Raw genomic sequence first — 21006 nt, 5'->3', positions numbered from 1 at the left:
GTCGCGATGTGGGGCATCGGCGTCGCCGTCTACTTCGTCGCCGTCATCTTCCGCACCTCGCTCGGCGTGGCCGGGCTCGACGCCGCCGACCGCTTCCACGTGGGCGCCTCGGCGCTCTCCGTCTTCTCCATCCTCCAGCTCCTGGTCTACGCGGGCATGCAGATACCCGTGGGCCTGCTCGTCGACCGGCTCGGCACCAAGCGGGTGCTGGGCATCGGCGCGGTGCTGTTCACCGCCGGGCAGCTCGGCTTCGCGCTCGCGCCGTCGTACGGGACGGCGCTGGCCGCGCGGGCGCTGCTCGGCTGCGGTGACGCGATGACGTTCATCAGCGTGCTGCGCCTGGGCACCCGCTGGTTCCCGGCCCGGCGCGGGCCGCTGGTCGCCCAGCTCGCCGGGCTCGCGGGCATGGCGGGCAACCTGGTCTCCACCCTGGTGCTCTCCCGGATGCTGCACGGCGTCGGCTGGACGGCGGCCTTCGCGGGCAGCGCGCTCGCCGGGGTCGTCGTCCTGGTGCTGCTGGTGCTGTTCCTGCGGGACCACCCGGAGGGCGGTGAACCGGCGCCGGTGCCGCGCCGGGGCGGGCCCTCCGTGCGGGCGCAGATCGGCGACGCCTGGCGGGAGCCGGGCACCCGGCTGGGGCTGTGGACGCACTTCACCACCCAGTTCCCGGCGACGGTGTTCCTGCTGCTGTGGGGGATGCCGTTCCTGGTGGAGGCGCAGGGGCTGTCCCGGGCCGCCGCGGGCGAGCTGCTCACCCTGATCGTGCTGTCCCACATGGCGTTCGGCCTGGTCTACGGGCAGGTCGTGGCCCGGCGCCACGGCGCGCGGCTGCCGCTGGTCCTGGGCACGGTGGGGGTGACGGCGGTGCTGTGGGCGGTGATGCTGGCCTGGCCCGGGGGCCGGGCCCCGGCGGGGCTGCTGGTCGCGCTGTGCGTGGTGCTGGGGGCGTGCGGACCGGCCTCGATGATCGGCTTCGACTTCGCCCGGCCGGCCAATCCCCCGGAGCGTCAGGGGACGGCCTCCGGGATCACCAACATGGGCGGTTTCATCGCGTCGATGGTGACGCTGTTCGCGGTCGGCGTGCTGCTGGACGCGACCGGTGACGACTACCGCGTCGCCTTCTCGTCGGTCTTCGTGCTCCAGGCCCTGGGGGTGACCCGGATCCTGCGGCTGCGGCGGGGAGCGGCCCGGCGGGAGCGGGAACGGCTGGTCGCGGCGCGGGCGGAGGCGGTCGCGGCGGCGGTGTAGCCGCACGGCGGCGGGGCGCGGGGCGCGTGCGCGGGGGCGGCGTGGGTGCGGGGTGCGGCGGCGGGGCGCGCCGCTGCCGTGTGCGGGTCCGTGCCGACCGGCGGTCGTGCAGTGGGGCGCGGTCCGTCCGGGCCGGGTCGTGGCCGGGCCGTCGGGCGCGGTGGTGACGGGCGCCTCCCGGGGGGGCCTCCCCGGCCTGGTGCTGCGGCGGCCGGGGAGGGGCGTGGGCCCGGGTTCAGGTGGTCACCGTGAAGTGGCGCAGGATGGCCTCGGTCAGCTCCGGGTCGCCCTCGGCCTTGACGCGGTCCGCGACCGCCTCCGGGGTGACCCGGCCGCAGGCCAGCCGCATGTAGGTCTCCCAGTCGAGGGTGAGGGTGGCGGCCGGGCCGAGCGCGGGCGAGGTCTCCAGGGTGCCGCGCCCCTGGATGTCGACGCGGATGGTGCGCAGGAACTCCAGCGGTCCGTGCACGTCGAAGACCACCGCCGAGCTGCGCGGCGCGTCCGCGCGGTCGGCCACGACGGCCGGCAGCTCCGCGAGCAGCACGTCACGGGCGACCAGGGCGCCCGGGGAGTCCAGGCCGCCGGGCCGGCCGAGGGCGGCCCGCAGGTCCTGCTCGTGCACCCACACCGCGAAGGCGTGCCGCCGCATGGACTCCTCCAGCGGCAGCTCGGGGCCGTGCGGCCCGCGCACCCTGGCACCCGGGTCCCGGGACTCGTTGCGGAGCTGGCGGTTGCGCCGGATGATCATGTACTCCAGCTCGGAGGTGATCTCCGGCGCCGTGTGGTGGCGGCGCACGTCGACCTGCATCTCCATGTACCGCTGCTGCTCGTTGGTGACGTGGAACAGGTCGCGCGGGAGGGTGTGGATGGGGCGCGGGTCGCCGAGCATCTCGGAGTCCAGGCCCATCACGTGCGAGACGATGTCCCGCACCGACCATCCCGGGCAGGGAGTGCGTCGGTTCCAATCTGCTTCCACAAGCGGCTGGACCAGCTCGGATATCGCCTCGATGGAATGTGTCCAGGCGTCGGCATAGGGCTGGAGGGTGGGATGCAGACTCACGGAGCGGGACCCCTCGGCGTTCGGTACACGGGCAGGTTTCGGCGGCGGTGCCGGCGGGAGGCGGCCGCGGTCGGCGGCGGGGAGCTCCCCCGGCTCTCGACTGCGTTCGATCCGGGTGGGACCCCCAAGTTACGCTGATGTGCGGCACCCCGGCAGTGCTTTCGTGTGACGATCGTAGGCCCGAGTGGACGGCTCGAATGCCAGGACGGTGGTAGTGTGCGCGCCTCTCTGATCCAGATCGCCGTGAACGACGACGAATCGGTCGCGGACCGCCGAGCGCGGGCCGCCGCGCTGGTACGCGCCAGGGCGGGCGACGACCTCGTCGTCCTGCCCGAACTGTGGACCACCGGCGCCTTCGCCTTCGACGCGTTCGACGGCGCGGCCGAGCCGCTGGCGGGCCCGACGCACGGGGCGATGGCGGAGGCGGCGCGGGCCGCGGGCGTCTGGCTGCACGCGGGCTCCATCCCGGAGCGGGCCGCCGACGGCACCCTCTTCAACACCTCGCTCCTCTTCTCCCCCTCCGGCGACCTGGCCGCCTCCTACCGCAAGATCCACCGCTTCGGCTTCGACAAGGGCGAGGCCACGCTGATGGGCGCGGGCGACACACTGGTGACGGCGCCTCTGCCGTGGACCACGCTGGGCCTGGCGACCTGTTACGACCTCCGCTTCCCCGAACTCTTCCGCGGCCTGGTCACCGCCGGTGCCGAGACGCTCGTCGTCCCGGCGGGCTGGCCGGAGCGCCGCCGCTCCCACTGGACGCTGCTGGCCCGCGCGCGGGCCGTGGAGAACCAGGCGTTCGTCCTCGCGTGTGCAACGTCCGGGACGCACGCCGGAGTTCCGCAGTCGGGTCACTCGATCGTGGTGGACCCGTGGGGCGAGGTGCTGGCGGAGGCCGGGGCGGGCGAGGAGGTCCTCACGGTCGAGCTGGAGCCGGAGCGGGTCGCGGAGACCCGGGACCGGTTCCCGGCCTTGAAGGACCGCGTCCTGGGCGTGGAGGCGCCGCGCCGCTGACACGGGTGCGGCTGCGGGTGCGGGTGCGGGTGCGGGTGCGTGGGGCGCGGGCTCCCGGGCCGGATGGCCTCGCTGGGCTTCCCCGCCGGGCTTCCCCGCCGGGCGTCCCGGCCGGGTGGATGCGCCCCCGGGCCGTGGGCGGAAGGGCCCCGAGGCCGGGGCCTCCGAGGCCCGGGGCGGGTGCGCCGGGAGTGCCGGTCGGACGCGCCCGGCGCCGCGCGGCCCGGGTCCGGAGGCCGGCGGCGGGCGGCCCGGGGCGGGGCTCGCCTCTCCCGGACGGCTCGGGGGAGGAATCGCCTCTCCCGGACGGGCAGGGCTCGCGTCCCGGGAACGTCTCCGGAAACCGGAACGCGGGGAGAGGCCGGGGACCGAGACCCCGGCCCCCGGCCGCCCCCGGCCCCCGGCCGCCCCCGGTTCCTCAGTCGTCCCCCTTCTCCCGTTCGCGTTCCGCGAGCTGGATCACGCAGACCGCCAGCGCGATCAGCAGCGCCGGGTCCGCGTCGTCCCGGACCACGTCCACGCCGTAGGTGTCGCGCAGGGTCAGCAGGCGCCGCGAGACGACGGCCAGCAGTTCGCCGTCGTACTCGACGGCGAACTCCCGGTCGAGGATCTTCCCGCTGACGTCCAGCTCGGTGCCGTCGGCCAGCTCCACCCGGAAGTGGTTGCGCAGCAGCGACAGCCGCTTGCGCCGGATGACGGCCAGCGGCTCCCCGTCCCGCTCGATCACCATCGTGTCGCGCAGCGCGAACATCTTCCGGTGGATGTCGATGAGGACGCGCCCGCGGGCGTCCTTCAGCTCCCAGGTGTCCCGCAGCCGCAGGGCCTTGCCGTCGACGAGGTACACCTTGTTGCCGTCGGTGTCCTCGATCCAGTGGTCGTCGCCGATGCCGAGCAGCCGGTCGTACACGAGAAATCTCATGCCGGACGGCTTCCCCGCCCGGCCCGGCCCGTACCGCCGGGCGGGGAGCCCGGGGAATCGCGCCGGGCACCGATGGCGTTGGATGTGGGCATGGCTTCACGTGCACGCGTCCGCGCCCCCGAGCTGACCGGCGGCGGCGGATGGATCAACACCGGTGGCAGGGACCTGGACCTCGCGGCGCTGCGGGGACGGATCGTCGTGCTGGACTTCTGGACGTTCTGCTGTGTGAACTGCCTGCACGTCCTCGACGAGCTGCGCGAGCTGGAGGAGAGGCACCGGGACACCGTCGTGATCGTCGGCGTGCACTCGCCGAAGTTCGTGCACGAGGCCGAGCACCGGGCCGTCGTCGACGCCGTCGAGCGGTACGGCGTGGAGCACCCCGTGCTGGACGATCCCGAGCTGGCCACCTGGAAGCAGTACGCGGTGCGGGCCTGGCCGACGCTCGTCGTGATCGACCCCGAGGGCTATGTCGTCGCCCAGCACGCGGGCGAGGGCCATGCGCACGCCATCGAGCGGCTGGTGGCCGAGCTGGAGGAGGAGCACGCGGCCAAGGGCACGCTGCGGCGCGGTGACGGCCCGTACGTGGCGCCGGAGCCGCAGCCGACCACCCTGCGCTTCCCCGGCCGGGCGCTGCTGCTGCCGTCCGGGAACTTCCTGGTCAGCGACACCACCCGGCACCAGGTGGTGGAGCTGGCGGAGGACGGCGAGAGCGTGGTGCGCCGGATCGGCGGCGGGGAGCGCGGCTTCGCGGACGGCACGGCCGCCACCGCCTCCTTCAACGAGCCGCAGGGCCTCGCCCTCCTGGAGGACGGCTCGGTGGTCGTCGCCGACACCGTGAACCACGCGCTGCGCCGTCTCGACCCGGCCACCGGCGAGGTCACCACGCCGGCCGGGACCGGCCGCCAGTGGATGCAGGGCGAGCCCTCCTCGGGCCCGGCCCGCGAGGTCAGCCTGTCCTCGCCGTGGGACGTCGCGTGGTGGCGCGGCCGGGTCTGGATCGCCATGGCCGGCGTCCACCAGCTCTGGGCGTACGATCCCGCCGCGGACACCGTCGCCGTCACCGCGGGCACCACCAACGAGGGGCTCGTCGACGGGCCCGGCGCCGAGGCCTGGTTCGCCCAGCCGTCCGGGCTCGCGGCCACGCCCGAGCGGCTCTGGGTCGCCGACTCCGAGACCTCCGCCCTGCGCTGGGTGGAGCCGGACGGCACCGTGCGCACCGCCGTCGGCACCGGCCTGTTCGACTTCGGGCACCGGGACGGCGCCGCCGGGCAGGCCCTGTTCCAGCATCCGCTGGGCGTCACCGCGCTGCCGGACGGCTCGGTCGCCGTCAGCGACACCTACAACCACGCGCTGCGCCGCTACGATCCGGCGACCGGCGAGGTGACCACGCTGGCCACGGATCTGCGCGAGCCCAGCGGCGCGGTGCTGGCCGGTGACGACATCGTGGTCGTGGAGTCGGCCCGGCACCGCCTGACCCGGCTCAGGCTGCCGGAGGAGGCGGTGCGGGTGGAGGCCGTCGCCCACCGCACCCGGCGCGAGCCCACCGAGGTGGCGCCGGGGCCGCTGCGGCTGGACGTGGTCTTCGAGGCGCCCGCCGGGCAGAAGCTCGACACCCGCTACGGGCCCTCGACCCGGCTGCTGGTCTCCTCCACCCCGCCCGGTCTGCTGCGCGGCGGCGAGGGCGCGGGCACCGGGCTGTCCCGGGTCCTCGACCTCGACCCGTCCGTCCCGGAAGGGGTGCTGCACGTCTCCGCGATGGCGGCCTCCTGCGACGACGACCCGGAGAACCCGTACCCGGCCTGCCATGTGCACCAGCAGGACTGGGGCGTCCCGGTCCGGCTCACCGGGGGCGGCGCGGACCGGCTGCCGCTGGTCCTGGCGGGGCTGGACGCCTGACGGCCGCCGGACGACGGGCGGGCGCGGCGGCGCCGGTCCCGGGTGTTCCGCGCCCGGGCACGGCGCCGCTCAGACGCCGTAGCCGTCGTGGTAGCCGTCGCGGGTGTGGTGGTGGGGCCGTTCCTCGACGACCGGGGTCGCCGGCGGCATGATGACGCGGCGGCGGCGCGCGATGCTGCTGAACGTCGCGACGCCGATCAGGCCGACGACCATGAAGATCACGCCGACGAGGTCGAGGTTGACCCCCTGCATGTCCCAGTCGGTCGCGAACGCGAGGATGGCTCCCACGGCGATGAGGATGATGCATCCGCCGAGGCCCATGAGTGTCGCCTCCCTGTAGGTCCGGTCTGCCCGGTTCTCCGGTCGATCCGGTGGCGATCGGGTACCCCGGGCCGGAACACCCATGCGGCGCACGGGCGTTCCGGCCCTCGGCGGACGGGGCGTCAGCCCGTCAGGAAGGCCGTGAGCGCGTTGGCGAGCAGGTGCGGGTCGTCGGCGCCGCACAGCTCCCGCGCGCTGTGCATGGAGAGGATGGCCACCCCGATGTCGACGGTGCGGATGCCGTGCCGGGCGGCGGTGATGGGGCCGATCGTGGTGCCGCAGGGCATGGAGTTGTTGGAGACGAAGGTCTGGAAGGGGACGTCCGCCTTCTCGCAGGCGGCGGCGAAGACCGCGCGGCCGGAGCCGTCGGTGGCGTAGCGGTTGTTGACGTTGACCTTGAGGATGGGGCCGCCGTTGACCCGGGGGTGGTGCGTCGGGTCGTGCCGCTCGGCGTAGTTGGGGTGGACGGCGTGGCCGGTGTCGGAGGAGAGGCAGACAGTGCTGGCGAAGGCGCGGGCCCGCTCCTCGTAGGCGCCGCCGCGGGCGAACACCGAGCGCTCCAGCACCCCGCCGAGCAGGGGGCCGTCGGCGCCGGTGTCCGACTGGGAGCCGTTCTCCTCGTGGTCGAAGGCGGCCAGGACGGGGATGTACGGCAGGTCGGCGCCGGAGGCGGCGACGGCGGCCAGGGCGGCGGCCCCGGCGTGCACGGAGAGCAGGTTGTCCATCCGGGGGCCGGCCACCAGCTCCCGGTCGCGGCCCAGGTACGCCGGGGGCTCCACGGAGTGGGTCATCAGGTCCCAGCCGGTGACCTCGCCGGGAGCGAGACCGGCCTCCTCCTCCAGGAAGGCGATGAGGTCGCCGTCGCGGACGGTGTCGCCGAGGCCCCAGACGGGCTGGAGGTGGCGCTGCTTGTCCAGCTTGAGGCCGTCGGCGGAGACCGAGCGGTCCAGGTGGATGGCGAGCTGGGGGACCCGCAGCAGGGGGCGGTCGACGTTGACCAGGCGGGTGGAGCCGTCGCGCAGCGACAGCCGTCCGGCCAGGCCCAGGTCGCGGTCGAGCCAGGAGTTCATCAGCGGCCCGCCGTAGATCTCCACGGCGATCTGGCGCCAGCCGTGCGCGCCGGTGTCGGGGCGCGGCTTCACCCGGAGGTTGGGGGAGTCCGTGTGGGCGCCGATGACGCGGAAGGGGGTGTGCGGCGCGGCGCCCTCGGGGACGTACCAGGCCACGATCGCGCCGCCGCGCAGCACGTACTTGCCGCCGGCGGTCCCCTCCCAGGCGTCCGTCTCCGCGACCTGCCGGAAGCCGGCCTTCTCCAGCCGACCGGCGGTGTGGGCCACCGCGTGGTACGGCGTGGGGCTCGCACCCAGGAAGGTCATCAGGTCGTCCGTGTGGCCGCGGTCGAAGCGGGGGGGTTCGCTCATGGGGTTCACCTTAACGACGGATGAGCGCCCGTCCCCCGTCTGCCGGAAGCGGGTCCGGGCGGGGGGACGGAGAGGCAGTGCGGACCGGCGGTGAGAGCAGGGGAGTTGGTACGGAAGGGCAACTGAGGACAGGATTCCGGACAGCGGAATCTACCCCTCCGGTCACTGGATCCCAGACCTCCGGTCCTGTCGGGGCGGCTGCGGACCCACCCGGCGGAGGCTCCGGTCCAGGTCGGGGGTGGGCCGGGGGTGGGCCGGAGCCCGGGTGGGCCGGGTCGGCCCGGAGCCTTGCCGAGCCCGGTCCGCGCCGGGTGGACCGGAGGGTCCTGGGCCGGGGACGGCCGTCCGGGGCCCGCACCGGCCGTGCGGAGGGGACCCGGGTTCTCGGGCCCCGCCCGGTGTGGGCGCCCCGCGGCACCGGGACCGGTCATGTCGCGGGAACGGGCGGAGCCGCTGCGGCCCCGTGCCCGCCCGGCAGAGTCCGGCGGCCCACCCGGGCGCTCCCCGGCCGCGCGGGGACCGGCCGCCCGCTCCGGCCCCCGGGGGGCAGGGGCCGGAGCGGGCACCGGAGCCGGGCCTCGGGACAGGCCCGGCGGGGCGGGGGCAATGCCCGCCCGCGGGGGAGGCCCACCCCGGCAGGGGGGAGCCGCCCCGGTAGGGGGAAGAGCATGGGCGGGCGGCCGCTCCGGAGCGGAACCGCCGTCCCGGCACCGACGCCGGCGGGAGCGGTCGGAGCCCCGGCGGGAGGCCGCCCCGCGGGCGGGCTCCGGCGTACCCCGGCGGGGAAGCCGCCCCGGAGGTCCCGGAACCGCCCCGGCGGGAGGCCGCCCTGCGGGCGGGCTCCGGCGTCCCCCGGCGGGGAAGCCGCCCCGGAGGGCCCGGAACTGTCCCGGAGGTCCCGGAACCGCCCCGGCGGGAAGCCGCCCCGGGCGGGCTCCGGCGTCCCCTGGTGGCGGGAAGCCGCCCGTAACCGCCCGGCGGGAAGCCGTCCGTGCCCCCGACCCGGACCGGAGCCTCCGCCGGGCGGGGCCGCAGCCGTCCCGACAAGACGGGACCGCCCCGGCGGGAAGCCGTCCCGGAGCCGCACCGCTCCCGGCCGGAAGCCGCCCCGGTTGCCCCCGGCGTGATCCGGCGGGCGGCCGCCGGGTGGTGCCCCGGCGGCCTCCCGGGGAGAGCGCGGCTCCGGCCGCGCCCGCTCCGTGGGGTCAGAACGCCGACTCGTCCAGGTCCATCAGGTCCAGCTCGACGCCCTGCGCGACCTTGCGGGCCAGGGTGACGCCGGGCAGGACGCGGGAGGCGAAGAACTTCGCCGCCGCGATCTTGCCCGTGTAGAAGGCCCGGTCCTTGGCGGAGGCGTTCGGCAGCTTCTCGGCGGCGATGGCCGCGCCCTTGAGGAGCAGGTAGCCGATGACCACGTCGCCGGAGGCGAGCAGCAGGCGGGTGGTGTTCAGCCCGACCTTGTAGATGCTCCTGACGTCCTGCTCGGTGGCCGCGAGGTCGGTGAGCATCAGGCCGACGATGGCCTCCAGCTCCACGGCGGCCTTGGCCAGGTGCTCGCGGGCGGTGGCCAGCTCCTCGCCGCCGGTGGCCAGCGCCAGGAACTTCTTGATGTCCTCCGCGAGCCCGTTCAGCGCGGCGCCCTGGTTGCGGACGATCTTGCGGAAGAAGTAGTCCTGGCCCTGGATCGCGGTGGTGCCCTCGTACAGGGTGTCGATCTTGGCGTCGCGGATGTACTGCTCGATCGGGTACTCCTGCAGGAAGCCGGAGCCGCCGAAGGTCTGGAGCGACTGGGCGAGCTGCTCGTAGGCCTTCTCGGAGCCGTAGCCCTTGACGATGGGCAGGAGCAGGTCGTTCAGCGCGTGCTCGGCACCGGCGTCCTCGCCCTCCGCCTCCTTGACCTGGATGTCGTCCTGCACGGAGGCGGTGTACATCACCAGGGCGCGCATGCCCTCGGCGTACGCCTTCTGCGTCATCAGCGACTGGCGCACGTCGGGGTGGTGGGTGATGGTGACCTTGGGCGCGCTCTTGTCCATGAAGTCGGCCAGGTCGGGGCCCTGGACGCGTTCCTTGGCGTACTCCAGGGCGTTGAGGTAGCCGGTGGAGAGGGTGGAGATCGCCTTCGTGCCGACCATCATGCGGGCGAACTCGATGATGCGGAACATCTGGCGGATGCCGTCGTGCCGGTCGCCGATCAGCCAGCCCCGGGCGGGGTGGCGGTCGCCGAAGGTCATCTCGCAGGTGTTGGAGGCCTTCAGGCCCATCTTGTGCTCGACGTTGGTGGCGTACACGCCGTTGCGCTCGCCCAGCTCGCCGGTCCCGGGGTCGAACTCGTACTTCGGGACCAGGAAGAGGGAGAGTCCCTTGGTGCCGGGGCCGGCGCCCTCGGGGCGGGCGAGGACGTAGTGGAGGATGTTCTCCGACATGTCGTGCTCGCCGGACGTGATGAAGCGCTTGACGCCCTCGATGTGCCAGGAGCCGTCCTCCTGGGGCAGGGCCCTGGTGCGGCCGGCACCGACGTCCGAACCGGCGTCGGGCTCGGTGAGGACCATGGTGGAGCCCCACTGGCGCTCGACGGCGATCTTCGCGATCTGCTTCTGCGCCTCGTTGCCCTCCTCGAAGAGGATGCCGGCGAAGGCCGGGCCGGAGGAGTACATCCAGATCGCCGGGTTGGCGCCGAGGATCAGCTCCGCGTAGGCCCAGATCAGGGAGCGGGGAGAGGTGGTGCCGCCGATCTCCTCGGGCAGGCCGAGCCGCCAGTACTCGGAGTCCATGAAGGCCTGGTAGCTCTTCCTGAAGGAGGCGGGGAGCGGCGCGGTGCCCGTCTCCGGGTCGAAGACCGGCGGGTTGCGGTCGGCGTCGGCGAAGGACTCGGCCAGCTCGTTCTCGGAGAGGCGGGTCAGCTCCTCCAGGACGCTCCTGGCGGTGTCGGCGTCCATCTCGGTGAACGGGCCCGTGCCGTACACCTTGTCGCGGCCCAGTACCTCGAAGAGGTTGAACTCGATGTCCCGGAGATTCGGCTTGTAGTGCCCCATGGCGACGGCTCCGTTGAGAGATCGGCGAGGCACTCGCTCCTCGCTCCTGCGTTCACGTACCAACTAGTAGTCTCCAATATGCTACCCGCCAGTAATAAGAAGCAACCCCGACTCGTCCATCTGTGACTCGTTACTCGTTACTCTGTGCGGCATGTACGGCTACGACCAGACCGCGGGCCCGCAGCAGCAGTACGCCCCGCCCCAGCAGCCGATGTCCGGCGGGTACGGGCAGCAGCAGCCGCCCCTCTACCCCGAGCCGTCCCCGCCCTCGCTGGCGGACGCCGTGCGCGCCTTCACCACCGGGCAGATGGCGGCGGAGGACTTCCAGCAGATCTTCGCCACCTCGAAGGTCTACTGCCCGCGCGGCGACAACCCCGGCTTCCTCGCCCTGCACAACACCCAGCAGCCGGTGATCCCGATGTTCACCTCGCTCAAGGAGCTGCGGCGGTACGCGGGCAAGGAGTCCAAGTACTTCGTGATCACCGGGGCCGAGGTGATCGACCTGCTGCCGACGGGCTACGGCTTCGTGCTGGACATGGAGGGGGAGCACCGGATGGTGTTCGACGCCAAGGCGGTCGAGCAGATGGTCGACTTCGCGATGCGCCGCATGTACGGCTGACCGGTGCCGCGAGGCGGAGCGGAGCCCGGAGGGAATGTCCTCCGGGCTCCTCGCGTTCCGGGTGGCAGGAAGTTCAATGTTCAACTAGAGTGGTCGCAACCGAGGAGGTATCGACATGCCCGCAGTAACCGTCGAGAACCCGTTGACGCTGCCCCGTGTGGCCGCATCCGCGGACGCCGTGGCACGTCCCGTGCTCACCGTCACCACCGCGCCCGGCGGTTTCGAGGGGGAGGGCTTCCCGGTGCGCCGCGCGTTCGCGGGCATCAACTACCGTCACCTCGACCCGTTCATCATGATGGACCAGATGGGTGAGGTGGAGTACGCGCCGGGAGAGCCCAAGGGCACCCCCTGGCACCCCCACCGCGGCTTCGAGACCGTCACCTACATCATCGACGGAACCTTCGACCACCAGGACAGCCACGGCGGCGGCGGAACCATCACCAACGGCGACACCCAATGGATGACCGCGGGCTCGGGCCTGCTGCACATCGAGGCGCCGCCGGAGTCGCTGGTGGTGTCCGGCGGCCTGTTCCACGGGCTCCAGCTCTGGGTGAACCTGCCGGCCAAGGACAAGATGATGGCCCCCCGCTACCAGGACATCCGCGGCGGCAGCGTCCAGCTCCTGACCTCCCACGACGGCGGCGCGCTGCTGCGCGTCATCGCCGGGGAACTGGACGGCCACGAGGGTCCCGGCGTCACCCACACGCCGATCACCATGGTCCACGCCACGCTGGCGCCGGGCGCCGAGATCACCCTGCCCTGGCGGGAGGAGTTCAACGGCCTCGCCTATGTGATGGCCGGCCGCGGCTCCGTGGGCGCCGAGCGCCGTCCGGTCCACCTGGGCCAGACCGCGGTCTTCGGCGCCGGTTCCTCACTGACCGTCCGCGCGGACGAGAAGCAGGACGCGAACACCCCCGACCTGGAGGTCGTGCTGCTCGGCGGTCGGCCCATCCGTGAGCCCATGGCCCACTACGGCCCGTTCGTCATGAACACCCGCGAGGAGCTCCAGCAGGCGTTCGAGGACTTCCAGAAGGGCCGCCTGGGCACCGTCCCGGCGGTGCACGGGATGTCCGAGGGCGGGCTGTAGGACCCACCGCCCGCGGCCGGGCCGCCCCGCTCCGGGGCGGCCCGGCCGCGCGCGTTCGCGGCCCGGCCGACCGCCGCCCTGCGGCCCGGCCGCGGCTCACCCGGGCGGGCCGTCCGCGCAGGACAGCCGGGACGGTGCGTGATCGGCTGGGGGCGTGCAGACGCTCCCCGGTCCGGTACGCCGCTTCGCCGCCTGGTGCGCCGTCGCCCTGCTCGTCAGCGGTGCCGGCTACGTCGCCGTCCGGCTCTGCGTCGTCTTCCGCACCGCCGTGACCCCCGTTCTGCTCGCGCTGCTCGGCACCGCCCTGCTCGGCCCCCTGCACCGGCGGCTGGTCGCGGCCCGGGTGCAGCGCTCGCTGGCCGCCGGGCTGACCTGCGTCGCCGTGGTGGCCGTGGTGGGCGGGGCGGTCTACATCGTGGTCGCCGCGCTCGTCGACTCCGGCGACCAGATCGTCGCCTCGCTGAAGGAGGCGGCCCGGAGCATCGCCGACCACTTCGGGGCGGCCGGCACCTCGCTCGACGACCTCGCCTCCAACTCCCGCGAACTCCTCGCCAAGTTCGGCGGCACCGCCGCCTCCGGGGTGCTCACCGGGGTGAGCGTGGTCGGCGAGATGCTCGCCATGGCCGTCCTCGCCCTGCTGCTGGTCTTCTTCTTCCTGCGCGACTCCGACCGCGCCGTCGGCACCCTCCGCGCCCTCGTCCCCGCGCGCGGCGCCGATCTCGTCGAGGCCATGGCCAGGAGGGCCTTCGGGGCGGTGGAGGGCTTCATGCGGGGCACCACCCTCATCGCCCTCATCGACGCCCTGTGCATCACGGTCGGCCTGCTGGTGCTCCGGGTGCCGGGCGCGGTCGGGCTCGGCGCGCTGGTCTTCGTCGGCGCCTACATCCCCTACCTCGGTGCCTTCATCTCCGGGACCGTGGCCGTGCTCGTCGCCCTCGCCGACCGGGGGTTCGTCATCGGGCTGTGGGCCCTCGGTGTGGTGCTCGCCGTGCAACTGCTGGAGGGGCACGTGCTCCAGCCGATGATCCAGAGCCGCACGGTGCAGATGCACCCCGCCGTCGTCCTGCTGGCGATCACCGCCGGGGCCTCGGTGGCCGGGATCCTGGGCATGCTGCTGGCCGTGCCGCTCACCGCCGCCGCCTTCGGGATCGTCCACGAACTCCGGGCGCGCTACACCGAGGGCGCGCCGCCGCCCCCGGCCGCCCCGGCGTCCGGTCCCGGTGCGGCGGACTCGTAGATCGTGAACCAGATGCTCTTGCTGCCCCCGCGTGGGGCGACGCCCCACTCGTGGGCGAGCAGCTCGATCAGCAGCAGCCCGCGCCCCGAGGAGGCCATCTCCCCCGGGCTGCGCCGGTGCGGCAGATCCGCCCCGCTGTCGGTGACCTCCACCCGGATGCGCCGCCCGCCCGGCTCGCCGGTGACCTCCGCGACCAGCAGGGCGTCCGCGTCGGTGTGCACCAGGACGTTGGTCAGCGTCTCGGAGAGCAGCAGCACCGCCGCGTCCCGCTGCTCCTCGTCGGTCCAGTCGTGCAGCAGGTCCCGCAGATGCCGCCGGGCGGTGGCGATCCGCTCCGGCTCGGCCTGCGCCACGGTGAGCATGGTGCGCCGCACGGGGACCGGTACGGCGCCGCCCTCGGTGCTCCGCCGGGACAGCAGCAGGAGGGCGATGTCGTCCTCCCGGCGGTCGGCCAGCGGGCCGGGCACATGGTGCGACGGCGGCCCGTGCACCGCCTGGACCAGGGCGTCGGCCAGTGCCTCCAGATCGCCCCGGTGCCGCTCCAGGATGGCCCGCAGCCGGAGCCAGCCGGTGAACAGGTCGTGGCCGCCGGTCTCGATCAGACCGTCCGTGCACAGCATCAGGGTGTCGCCCGGCTCCAGGGCCAGCCGCGTCGTCGGATAGTCGGAGTCTGGGTCGATGCCGAGCGGCAGTCCGCCCGCAGTGGCGCGGATCAGGGCGGTGCCGTCCGCCATCAGGACGACGGGGTCCACGTGCCCGGCCCGCGCGCTCTCCACCGTGCCCGTCACCGGGTCCACCTCGGCGTAGAAGCAGGTGGCGAAGCGGGAGTCGTCGGAGCCGGCGTCGGCCTGGGTGACCCCGTAGAAGAAGCGGGAGGCACGGGCGAGCACCGCGTCGGGGCGGTGGCCCTCCGAGGCGTAGGCACGCAGGGCGATGCGCAACTGGCCCATCAGCCCGGCCGCTCGCACGTCATGGCCCTGCACGTCGCCGATGACCAGGGCGAAGCGCCCGCTGGGCAGCGGGATGACGTCGTACCAGTCACCGCCGACCTGGAGCCCCCCGCCGGTGGGCACATAGCGGGCGGCGACGCCCATGCCGGGGATCCCGGGGCCCAGCATGGGCAGCATGGTGCGCTGGAGCCCGTCGGTCAGCTCCCGCTGGGTCTCGGCGGCGCCCGCCCGGGAGAGGGCCTGGGCCAGCATCCGGGCCACCGTGGTCAGCACCGACCGCTCGTCCGGGGTGAAGGTGACCGGGTAGCTGAACGCCGCCAGCCAGGCGCCCATGGTGCGGCCCCCCGAGACCAGCGGCAGGAAGGCCCAGGACCGGCGGCCGAAGTGCTCCGCGAGCGGCCAGGTGATCGGGTAGCGGGAGCGGTACTCCTCGGGCGAGGTGAGGTAGACGGCACGGCCGGTGCGGACCACCTCGGCCGCCGGGTAGTCCGTGTCCAGCGGCATGTGGGGGAACGGGCTGTCGTCCGGCATCTGCTGGCCGTGGTGTCCGATCACCGTGAGCCGGTCGCCGTTCATCCCGAACACCGCGAGCCCGTCCGGGGAGAACCCCGGCATCGACAGCCCCGCCGCGACCCTCAGCACCTCCTCCGTGGACCGTGCCTCGGCCAGCGCCCGGCCCGCGTCCAGCAGGAACGCCTCCCGGGAGCGCCGCCAGTCGCCGGTGACCGCGCTGCGCCCGGCCGGGGTGCCCGGCGAGGGCTCGGTGACCTCCTGGAGGGTGCCGATCAGCTCGTACGCCTTGCGGACGGGGTCGAAGGACGGCTTGGAGCGGCTGCGCACCACCCTGACCACGCGGCTGCGCTCGTCCATGACCCGGACCCGGTTCTCGGCGAGGGTGCCCTCGGCGACGGCGAGCCGCACCACCCCGGTGATCTCGTTCCAGTCCGCGGGGTGCAGCCGGGCCCGCACCTGGGCCTCGGTGAGCACCGTCGGTTCCGCGGGCAGCCCGAGCAGCCGGGCCGCCTCCGCGTCGACGGAGACCACGCCCGCGGCGGTGTCCCAGTGCCACAGACCGGTCGCGAGAGCAGAGAGGACGGCCCCCACCTCGGGCAGGGGCTCACCAGTGCGCATTGCACCACTCTAAGAAGGGGTGATCGGAGGCTGCCACCCGTCGCTCCCGGCCGCCGGGGTGGGGAGCCGGCCGGCGGGTGCCCGGTACGCTGGGGTTGTTTCACGTGAAACACAGACCCCGATCCGCGAAGGCTGGATGAACGACGATGCATCGGTACAGGTCCCACACCTGCGGCGAGCTCCGCTCCACTGACGTCGGCACCGACGTCCGGCTGAGTGGCTGGCTGCACAATCGGCGCGACCTGGGCGGCATCCTCTTCATCGATCTGCGCGACCACTACGGCATCACGCAGCTCGTCGCCCGCCCCGGCACGGAGTCCTACGAGGCGCTGGACAAGCTGACCAAGGAGTCGACCGTTCGGGTCGACGGCAAGGTCGTCTCGCGCGGTGCCGAGAACGTCAACCCCGACCTCCCCACCGGTGAGATCGAGGTCGAGGTGGGCGAGGTCGAGCTGCTCGGCGCCGCCCAGCCGCTGCCGTTCACCATCAACACCGAGGACGGGGTCAACGAGGAGCGGCGCCTGGAGTACCGCTTCCTGGACCTGCGGCGCGAGCGCATGCACCGCAACATCATGCTGCGCACCGCGGTCATCTCCGCGATCCGCCACAAGATGGTGGCGCTCGGCTTCAACGAGATGGCGACGCCGATCCTCACGGCCACCTCCCCGGAGGGCGCCCGTGACTTCGTGGTCCCCTCCCGGCTGCACGCGGGCCGCTTCTACGCGCTGCCGCAGGCCCCGCAGCAGTTCAAGCAACTGCTGATGATCTCGGGCTTCGACCGCTACTTCCAGATCGCGCCCTGCTTCCGCGACGAGGACGCCCGCGCCGACCGCTCGCCCGGCGAGTTCTACCAGCTCGACGTCGAGATGAGCTTCGTCGAGCAGGAGGACGTGTTCCGTCCCATCGAGCAGCTCATGACGGAGCTGTTCACGGAGTTCGGCGGCGGCCGCGAGGTCACCTCGCCGTTCCCGCGCATCCCGTTCCGCGAGGCGATGCTGAAGTACGGCTCCGACAAGCCGGACCTGCGCGCCAAGCTGGAACTCGTCGACATCACCGACGTCTTCGAGGGCTCCGGGTTCAAGGCGTTCGCCGGCAAGCACGTCCGGGCCCTGCCGGTGCCGGACGTCTCCGGCCAGCCGCGCAAGTTCTTCGACCAGCTTGGTGACTACGCCGTCTCCCAGGGCGCCAAGGGCCTGGCCTGGGTGCGCGTGGGCGAGGACGGCACGCTGAGCGGCCCCATCGCGAAGTTCCTCACCGAGGCCGACGTCGCGGAGCTGACCGAGCGGCTGTCGCTGGCCGCCGGGCACGCGGTGTTCTTCGGCGCGGGCGACTTCGACGAGGTCTCGAAGATCATGGGCGCGGTGCGGGTCGAGGCCGCCCGGCGCGCCGGTCACTTCGAGGAGAACGTCTTCCGGTTCTGCTGGATCGTCGATTTCCCGATGTACGAGCGGGACGAGGAGACGGGCCGGATCGACTTTTCCCACAACCCGTTCTCGATGCCGCAGGGCGGTCTGGACGCGCTGGAGAACCAGGACCCGCTGGACATCCTGGCCTGGCAGTACGACATCGTCTGCAACGGTGTCGAGCTGTCCTCGGGAGCCATCCGGAACCACGAGCCGGACATCATGCTCAAGGCGTTCGCCATCGCCGGCTACGACGCGGAGACGGTGGAGCGTGAGTTCGCCGGCATGCTGCGGGCCTTCCGCTTCGGCGCCCCGCCGCACGGCGGGATCGCCCCCGGCGTCGACCGCATCGTCATGCTGCTGGCCGACGAGCCCAACATCCGCGAGACGATCGCCTTCCCGCTCAACGGCAACGCCCAGGACCTGATGATGGGCGCGCCGACCGAGCTGGATGAGACCCGGCTGCGCGAGCTGCACCTCACCATCCGCAAGCCGCAGCCCAAGTAGTCCCGACGCCGGACGGCCCGGACCCCCATGGGGGTCCGGGCCGTCCGGCGTGTCGGGAACCGTCAGGCGCCGGGCTCGCCGCCGAAGCGCTCCTTGTAGGCGGCCAGGTCGTCGTCGGTCAGCTTGGCGAAGAGGACCGGCGGGACGGTGAAGGGTGTGCCGACCGGCACGGAGGTGAGGGCGCGGGCCTCCTCGGGGGTGACCCAGCTCGCGGTGTCATCGGACAGCGAGAACGCCCGGCGCATCGCGGTGGCGGACGCGGGGATGAAGGGCTCCGAGACCACCGCGTACAGGTGGATCAGGTTCATCGCCGTCCGCAGGGTGAGCGCGGCGCCGTCCTGGTCGGTCTTGATCTCCAGCCAGGGGGCCTTCTCCTCCAGGTAGGAGTTGCCCGCGGACCACAGGGCGCGCAGCGCCGCCGCCGCCTTGCGGAACTGGAGCGCCTCCATCTGGGTCTCGTACTCGGCGAGCAGCCGGGCGATCTCCTCGCCGAGCGCCGCCTCCGCCTCGCCGGGCTCGCCGCCCGCCGGGACCTCGTCGCCGAAGCGCTTCCTGGAGAAGGACAGCACCCGGTTGACGAAGTTGCCGAGGGTGTCGGCCAGGTCCTTGTTCACCGTGGTGGTGAAGTGCTCCCAGGTGAAGGACGAGTCGTCGGACTCCGGGGCGTTGGCGATGAGGAAGTAGCGCCAGTAGTCGGCCGGCAGGATGTCCAGGGCCTGGTCGGTGAAGACGCCGCGCTTCTGGGAGGTGGAGAACTTGCCGCCGTAGTACGTCAGCCAGTTGAAGGCCTTGACGTAGTCGACCTTCTTCCACGGCTCGCGGACGCCCAGTTCGGTCGCCGGGAACATCACGGTGTGGAAGGGGACGTTGTCCTTGGCCATGAACTCGGTGTAGCGGACGCTGTCGTCCACGTCGTACCACCAGGACTTCCAGTCCCGCGTCTCGCCGTCGGGCGCCGAGTCCGCCCACTCCTTGGTGGCGCCGATGTACTCGATCGGGGCGTCGAACCAGACGTAGAAGACCTTGCCCTCGGCCGCCAGCTCCGGCCAGGTGTCGGCGGGGACCGGGACGCCCCAGTCCAGGTCGCGGGTGATCGCGCGGTCGTGCAGCCCCTCGTTCAGCCACTTGCGGGCGATGGAGGCGGCGAGCTGCGGCCACTCCTCCTCGTGCCGGGCCACCCACTCCTCGACCTCGTGCTGGAGCTTGGACTGGAGGAGGAAGAGGTGCTTGGTCTCGCGGACCTCCAGCTCGGTGGAGCCGGAGATCGCGGAGCGCGGGTTGATCAGGTCGGTCGGGTCCAGGACCCGGGTGCAGTTCTCGCACTGGTCGCCGCGGGCCTTGTCGTAGCCGCAGTGCGGACAGGTGCCCTCCACGTAGCGGTCCGGGAGGAAGCGGCCGTCCGCCGGGCTGTACACCTGGCGGATGGCGCGCTCCTCGATGAAACCGTTCTCGTTGAGGCGCCGGGCGAAGTGCTGGGTGATCTCCACGTTCTGCGTGCTGGAGCTGCGGCCGAAGTGGTCGAAGGCGAGGGCGAAGCCGTCGTAGACCGCCTTCTGGGCGTCGTGCGCCTCGGAGCAGAAGACGTCGACCGGGACGCCCCGCTCCTTCGCGGCCAGCTCGGCGGGGGTGCCGTGCTCGTCGGTCGCGCAGATGTAGAGCACCTCGTGGCCGCGCCGGCGCAGGTACCGGGAGTAGACGTCCGCCGGGAGCATGGACCCCACCATGTTGCCCAGGTGCTTGATCCCGTTGATGTACGGAAGGGCGCTGGTGATGAGGTGTCGAGCCATCGGGGGCTGCTCCCAGGTCGATATGTATGGAACCGTGAAATCGTATCCGACACGCGCGGGCCGCCCGCTTCCCTTTTCACGGGGTGGAAGGCGGGCGGCCGGTGGCTGGGACGGGGTCAGGGGCGCCAGGTGGCGAGGACGCCCTCGTAGAGCTGCTTGTCGGTGAGCTCGCGGGGGGTGGGGCCCGCGTGGAAGAAGGACGCGTTGGCCGCCTTCAGCCTGCGGAGGTAGTCGAACGCCTTGTTGTCGTGGTCGCCGAAGGCGACGAAGGAGAAGAAGGCCCCGGGGTGGGTCCCGGCCGCCTCGGTGAGCGCCCGGGTGGCGGGGGTCTTGGCGTCGGGGGCGCCGTCGGTCTGGAAGACCACCAGGGCGGGGGTGCCGGGGGCCTCCTCCGCGTGGCGGGCGAGGACCGCCTCCACCGCGGCGTGGTAGCTGGTGCGGCCCATCCGCCCGAGCGAGGCGTGCAGCTCGTCGACGCGGTTCTCGTGGTCGGTGAGGCTCAGCTCGCCGGTGCCGTCGACCTCCGTGGAGAAGAAGGTGACGTGCACCGTCGCCTCGGGGTCCAGGTGGGCGGCGAGGGCGAGGGTCTGCTCGGCGAGGGCCTGGGCGGAGCCGTCCTTGTAGTACGGGCGCATGGAGGCGGAGCGGTCGAGGACCAGGTGGACCTTGGCGCGGGCGCCGGTCAGCCCGTGCTTCCTGAGGGCGGCGGAGGCGGCCTTGTAGGCCGTGCTGAGGCCGGGGGCGCGGCTGCGCAGGCGCGCGGCGGTGACGGCGGGCCGGGGGGCCTCCGACCCGGCGTCGGCGGGGTCCGCCTCGGTGGCGGCGGGGACCGGGGCGTGCTCCGGCCGTTCCGGCGCCTCGGCCTCGGGCCCGGCGGGGGTCCCGACCTCCGCTGCGGCCACGGCGGCCACTGTCCCGGCCTCGGGCTCGGCCGGGGCCCCGGGGGCGGTGGCGGGCGCGGCCTCCGCGGAGGCCCCGGCGGACGGTGCGACCTCCGCCACGGCGTCCGTCCCCGGCTCGGCGGCGTCCGCCCGGGGTGCGGCCCCGGTGGGCGGCGTGGCGTCCGTCGTCGGCTCCGTCGTGGGCTCGGCCCCAGGCTCGGTGGCGGCCTGGTCCCCGGGGCCGGTCGGGGTGTCGGTCCCGGTCCCGGCCTCCGTCTCCGCTCCGGCCTCCGTCTCCGCTCCGGCCTCCGTCTCCGCTCCGGCCTCCGTCTCCGCTCCGGCCTCCGTCTCCGCTCCGGCCTGCGTCTCCGCTCCGGTTCCGGACCCCGCCGTGGCGGGCGTCCCGGTCTCGGTGGCGGACGCGGTGTCGGTCTCGGCGCCGGGGCCGGACGCGGCGTCCGTCTCCGCGCCCGTTCCGGAGGTGGCCCCGGCGGTG

At 73.5% G+C, this 21006-nt stretch carries 15 protein-coding genes; 7 read left to right on the top strand and 8 right to left on the bottom strand.

The features are described 5' to 3' along the window. The first annotated feature begins 6 nt into the window (after positions 1-6). On the top strand, positions 7-1248 hold the full coding sequence (locus GTY84_RS18795) for an MFS transporter (RefSeq protein WP_161227484.1): 1242 nt from the start codon (positions 7-9) through the stop codon (positions 1246-1248). Between the two features lie 235 nt (positions 1249-1483). On the opposite strand, the gene GTY84_RS18790 is transcribed toward GTY84_RS18795, so the two are convergent. Further along, entirely contained in the window at positions 1484-2308 is an 825-nt protein-coding gene (locus GTY84_RS18790; RefSeq protein WP_161227456.1) for a maleylpyruvate isomerase family mycothiol-dependent enzyme, read from the bottom strand. Between the two features lie 216 nt (positions 2309-2524). Between GTY84_RS18790 and GTY84_RS18785 the strand changes: the two genes are divergently transcribed. Continuing rightward, positions 2525-3319 (top strand): carbon-nitrogen family hydrolase, encoded by a 795-nt coding sequence (locus GTY84_RS18785; protein WP_161227455.1) that lies wholly within the window; start codon positions 2525-2527, stop codon positions 3317-3319. A gap of 418 nt (positions 3320-3737) precedes the next feature. Here GTY84_RS18785 and GTY84_RS18780 read toward each other — a convergent pair whose 3' ends face one another. Continuing rightward, positions 3738-4238, bottom strand: a complete 501-nt coding sequence (locus tag GTY84_RS18780; protein WP_161227454.1) for an LURP-one-related family protein — start codon at positions 4236-4238, stop codon at positions 3738-3740. Positions 4239-4328: 90 nt separating this feature from the next. On the opposite strand from GTY84_RS18780, the gene GTY84_RS18775 reads away from it, so the two are divergent. After that, positions 4329-6134 carry an NHL domain-containing thioredoxin family protein gene (locus GTY84_RS18775; protein ID WP_237532393.1) on the top strand — a complete coding sequence of 602 codons (1806 nt, stop codon included), beginning with the start codon at positions 4329-4331 and terminating at the stop codon, positions 6132-6134. Positions 6135-6203: 69 nt separating this feature from the next. Here GTY84_RS18775 and GTY84_RS18770 read toward each other — a convergent pair whose 3' ends face one another. The 3 genes from GTY84_RS18770 to GTY84_RS18760 all read right to left on the bottom strand — a co-directional run bounded on the left by GTY84_RS18770 (position 6204) and on the right by GTY84_RS18760 (position 10908). Beyond that, positions 6204-6455: a DUF6458 family protein gene (locus GTY84_RS18770; protein WP_161227452.1), complete on the bottom strand. Its 252-nt coding sequence runs from the start codon at positions 6453-6455 to the stop codon at positions 6204-6206. Between the two features lie 122 nt (positions 6456-6577). Continuing rightward, positions 6578-7876 (bottom strand): M18 family aminopeptidase, encoded by a 1299-nt coding sequence (locus GTY84_RS18765; RefSeq protein WP_161227451.1) that lies wholly within the window; start codon positions 7874-7876, stop codon positions 6578-6580. Positions 7877-9081: 1205 nt separating this feature from the next. Beyond that, on the bottom strand, positions 9082-10908 hold the full coding sequence (locus tag GTY84_RS18760; RefSeq protein ID WP_161227483.1) for an acyl-CoA dehydrogenase: 1827 nt from the start codon (positions 10906-10908) through the stop codon (positions 9082-9084). A gap of 151 nt (positions 10909-11059) precedes the next feature. On the opposite strand from GTY84_RS18760, the gene GTY84_RS18755 reads away from it, so the two are divergent. The 3 genes from GTY84_RS18755 to GTY84_RS18745 all read left to right on the top strand — a co-directional run bounded on the left by GTY84_RS18755 (position 11060) and on the right by GTY84_RS18745 (position 13851). Beyond that, positions 11060-11527 (top strand): SseB family protein, encoded by a 468-nt coding sequence (locus GTY84_RS18755; protein ID WP_161227450.1) that lies wholly within the window; start codon positions 11060-11062, stop codon positions 11525-11527. A gap of 115 nt (positions 11528-11642) precedes the next feature. Continuing rightward, on the top strand, positions 11643-12614 hold the full coding sequence (locus GTY84_RS18750; RefSeq protein WP_161227449.1) for a pirin family protein: 972 nt from the start codon (positions 11643-11645) through the stop codon (positions 12612-12614). Positions 12615-12768: 154 nt separating this feature from the next. Further along, positions 12769-13851, top strand: a complete 1083-nt coding sequence (locus tag GTY84_RS18745; RefSeq protein ID WP_161227448.1) for an AI-2E family transporter — start codon at positions 12769-12771, stop codon at positions 13849-13851. Here the strand turns inward: GTY84_RS18745 and GTY84_RS18740 are convergent. Then, positions 13785-15932, bottom strand: coding sequence for a SpoIIE family protein phosphatase (locus GTY84_RS18740; RefSeq protein WP_161227447.1), 2148 nt, complete (start codon positions 15930-15932; stop codon positions 13785-13787). The two genes, GTY84_RS18745 and GTY84_RS18740, sit on opposite strands and share 67 nt — an antisense overlap. Before the next feature lie 146 nt (positions 15933-16078). Here GTY84_RS18740 and aspS point away from each other — a divergent pair, with 146 nt between their 5' ends. Continuing rightward, positions 16079-17842, top strand: a complete 1764-nt coding sequence (gene aspS, locus GTY84_RS18735; protein WP_161227446.1) for an aspartate--tRNA ligase — start codon at positions 16079-16081, stop codon at positions 17840-17842. 62 nt (positions 17843-17904) lie between these two features. Here the strand turns inward: aspS and metG are convergent, their stop codons facing one another. Together metG and GTY84_RS33985 are read right to left on the bottom strand one after the other, a co-directional pair. Next, positions 17905-19629: a methionine--tRNA ligase gene (metG, locus tag GTY84_RS18730; protein ID WP_161227445.1), complete on the bottom strand. Its 1725-nt coding sequence runs from the start codon at positions 19627-19629 to the stop codon at positions 17905-17907. Positions 19630-19745: 116 nt separating this feature from the next. Further along, positions 19746-21006, bottom strand: a 1261-nt coding sequence (locus GTY84_RS33985) for a VWA domain-containing protein (protein WP_237532392.1), incomplete at its 5' end; no start/stop codon positions are given.

The organism is Streptomyces sp. SID8352 (genome assembly GCF_009862265.1).
GTDB lineage: Bacteria > Actinomycetota > Actinomycetes > Streptomycetales > Streptomycetaceae > Streptomyces.
This window is presented reverse-complemented; position numbering and strand designations above follow the sequence as displayed.